This is a genomic window from Candidatus Thermoplasmatota archaeon, assembly GCA_030018475.1.
In the GTDB taxonomy this organism is placed as follows: Archaea; Thermoplasmatota; JASEFT01; order JASEFT01; family JASEFT01; genus JASEFT01.
Genome location: JASEFT010000044.1, coordinates 1 through 3,522, shown reverse-complemented (window position 1 = coordinate 3,522; position 3,522 = coordinate 1). Strand labels below are relative to the sequence as shown.

Sequence of the window (3,522 nt, the reverse complement as noted above, 5' to 3'; positions counted from 1 at the left end):
TAAAACTTTTTACTTGCTAACTCCTTTCATAGCATTATGAAACATTTTATCAAAGCCAATCGCGGCAAAAAGCTGCAATGCAAGAGCTGGCGCACAGAAGGCATTTTGAGAATGCTACAGAATAATTTAGAGAACGCAGAAATTCCTGAGAAGTTAATAATTTATGGCGGTGCTGGCAAAGCAGCGCGAAACTGGGATTGCTACTGGAAGATCGTAGAAATGTTGAAAGAGCTTGAAGAGAACGAGACTTTAATTGTGCAGTCGGGCAAGCCTGTAGCTGTATTTAAAACTCACAAACTAGCGCCTAGAGTGCTTATTGCTAACGCTCACTTAGTGCCAAAATGGAGCACTTGGGAAAAGTTCTATGAGCTCGAAGCGCTCGGCTTAACAATGTACGGGCAAATGACCGCTGGCGGTTGGTGCTATATAGGTACTCAAGGTATAATTCAAGGCACTTACGAAACATTTGCAGCTTGTGCAAGAGCCCATTTCAAAGGCTCTTTGCTGGGTAAATTGTGCCTGACAGGCGGGCTTGGTGGAATGGGTGGCGCCCAGCCCTTAGCTATTACAATGAATGGAGGTGTTGCACTGGTTGTAGAAGTTGACAGAAGTAGAGCAAAGAAAAGGTTGGCTGCAAAATTTTGCGACGAGATTGTCGAGGAGCTAAGTGAAGCACTTGAAATTGTGAGGAATGCTAAAGCCGAAAAGAAGCCTCTATCAATAGGTCTTATAGGTAATTGCGCTGATGTGCACCCAGAGCTTCTAGCTAAAGATATAGTGCCTGATGTCGTCACAGATCAGACTAGCGCTCACGACGCACTTAACGGCTACGTACCCAAAGGCTATTGGGGCGATAATTTAAAAGAGGCTTTTGAGCTCAGAGCTAATGACCCTAAAGAATATATAAAAAAAGCTATGGAAAGCATGGCTTTGCACTGCAAAACAATAATTAAATTTAAAGAAAGAGGGGCAATAGCTTTTGACTACGGCAATAATTTAAGAGGACAAGCTTTTGAAGCAGGCTTAAAAGATGCTTTTTCTTACCCAGGGTTCGTTAGCGCATATATTAGACCTATGTTCTGCCAAGGTAGAGGACCTTTTAGATGGGTTGCATTATCGGGCGAGAAACAAGATATCATAGAAACAGATAAAGTTGTTATTAAAGAGTTTAGGGATAATAAGCAGCTTGTTAATTGGATTAAGTTAGCGGAAGCTAAAGTACCTTTTGAAGGCTTACCTTCAAGAGTATGCTGGCTAGGCTATGGCGAAAGAGCTAGATTTGGTAAAATTATCAATGAGATGGTTAAGAATGGTAAGCTAGAAGCGCCGATAGCTATAGGAAGAGACCATTTAGATTGTGGCTCCGTGGCTTCGCCTACTCGTGAAACAGAAGGTATGCTTGACAAAAGCGATGCAATTGCAGATTGGCCTCTGCTTAATGCTATGCTCAACGTAGCCTGCGGCGCTGATTTAGTTGCTCTGCATAACGGTGGCGGCGTAGGTATAGGCTATAGTACTCATGCAGGTATGATAGTGATTGCAGATGGCAGCAAAGAAAGCGATGAAAAACTAGAAAGAGTTTTAACTTGCGATCCTGGAATAGGTATTGTAAGGCATGCAGACGCAGGCTATGAAGAAGCAATAAAATTTGCAAAAGCTAAGAAAATTAAAATGCCGATGAGTGAGTGACATGCAGGAGAGGATTAAGATTGCCGAGTAGGTTGGGGCTAGGCTAGGAGCTACGTGATACTTCCGTAACTTACATCACATTTACTATTATTTCCAATAGTTGAATGAAGACGAGGAAAAGGATAAAAGGTTATAATTCTATATGCACAAAGGAAAAAAATGAAACCAGTAATCATAGACGGCGAAACACTGAGTATAGAAGATGTTGTTGAAGTTGCAAGAAACTACGCGCGAGTAAAACTTTCTGAGAGGGCAAAGTTAAAAATAACAAAAGCAAGAAAGCTAATAGATAAAGTTGTTAAGGAAGGAAAAGCAGCATACGGTATAAAAACAGGTTTTGGAGAGCTCTGTACCATTGCCATACCGCAGAAAGATGTGCTTCAGTTACAAAAAAATTTAATAATGAGTCATGCAAGTGGGGTAGGCAATTTATTGCCTGAAAATGTTGTAAGGGCTATCATTTTAATCAGGGCGAATACTCTAGCAAAGGGCTGTTCAGGTGTGCGCTTAGAGCTTGTGGAAATGCTGATTGAATTGCTTAATAAAAAGCTCGTTCCCTGTATTTACGAAAAGGGCTCCGTAGGCGCTAGCGGAGACTTGGCGCCTTTAGCTCACTTAGCACTAACTATTATTGGTGAAGGGGATTGCTTATTTAACGGTAGGAAAATTAGCGCACGAGAGGCATTGCAAAGGGCAGGATTAAAGAAGCTAGAGCTTCAAGCCAAAGAAGGACTTGCTTTAATTAACGGTACCAGCGTAATGACTGCTATTGCAGTGCTTGCTGTCTATGATGCAGAGAACATACTCAAGCACTCTCAAGTTGCTTCTGCTATCTCGCTCGAAGCGTTAAAAGGCACTGATAGAACTTTTGATGATAGAATAATGAGAGCGAGACCGCACAGAGGGCAAATTGAAATTGCAAATAACTTAAGAAAGTTGCTGGCTAAAAGCGAAGTAATAATATCGCATAGAGAGTGCGAAAGAGTACAAGACCCATATACTATAAGATGCATACCGCAAGTGCTTGGTGCAAGCAAAGATGTTTTGGATTGGGTAAGAAAAATTACTGAGACAGAGATAAATTCTGCAACTGATAATCCTCTTGTTTTTGGAAACGAGCTCTTACCCTCAGGAAATTTTCATGGCGAGCATATAGCAATTGCAATGGATTCTTTATCAATTGCACTCGCAGAAATAGGCAGTTTTGCAGAGCGCAGAATTGCAAGGTTACTTGATACTAAACTTAGCGGCTTGCCCCCTTTTCTTACTGACAAAAGCGGGCTCAACTCAGGGTTGATGGCTCTGCAATATACAGCTGCAGCATTAGCAAGCGAGAATAAATGCTTAGCACATCCTGCAAGCGTTGATTCCATACCAACTTCTGCAAATCAAGAAGATCACGTGAGTATGGGTACCATCAGTGCAAGGAAGGCGTTAGAAATACTAAGAAATGTAGAGTACATAGTTGCAATCGAGTTTCTCTGCGCGGCGCAGGGCTTGGAATTTAATAGACCATTAAAAGCAGGCATTGGCGTAGAGGAAGCTTATAAAGTGATAAGAAAGAACGTGAAAAAATTGGGTAATGATAGAGTAATGCATAAGGATATTGAGAAAATCGTGAGCTTAATTGAAGAGAGAGAAATTTTAAAAGCTGTAGAGAGACCTGTCGGCAAGTTAGAGTAAATCACTTCAGATATACTAGCAGTAGACCATTATCCCAGTACTTGGGATGGCGAGGCACATAGACATTGGGATGAGCTAAATGAGCTTATTAATATAACAAGTAAAGCCCACCCACCTACACCCCTAGATTAGGTGGTAGCACAGGTTCTA

Annotated in this window: 2 protein-coding genes; both read left to right on the top strand. The window is 41.5% G+C overall.

Features of this window, described 5'->3' with window-relative positions; translation table 11 throughout:
- Positions 1 to 36: 36 nt before the first annotated feature.
- Entirely contained in the window at positions 37 to 1,689 is a 1,653-nt protein-coding gene (hutU, locus tag QMD21_06030; protein ID MDI6856322.1) for a urocanate hydratase, read from the top strand.
- Between the two features lie 159 nt (positions 1,690 to 1,848).
- Entirely contained in the window at positions 1,849 to 3,372 is a 1,524-nt protein-coding gene (gene hutH, locus QMD21_06025) for a histidine ammonia-lyase (protein MDI6856321.1), read from the top strand.
- Positions 3,373 to 3,522: the final 150 nt, after the last annotated feature.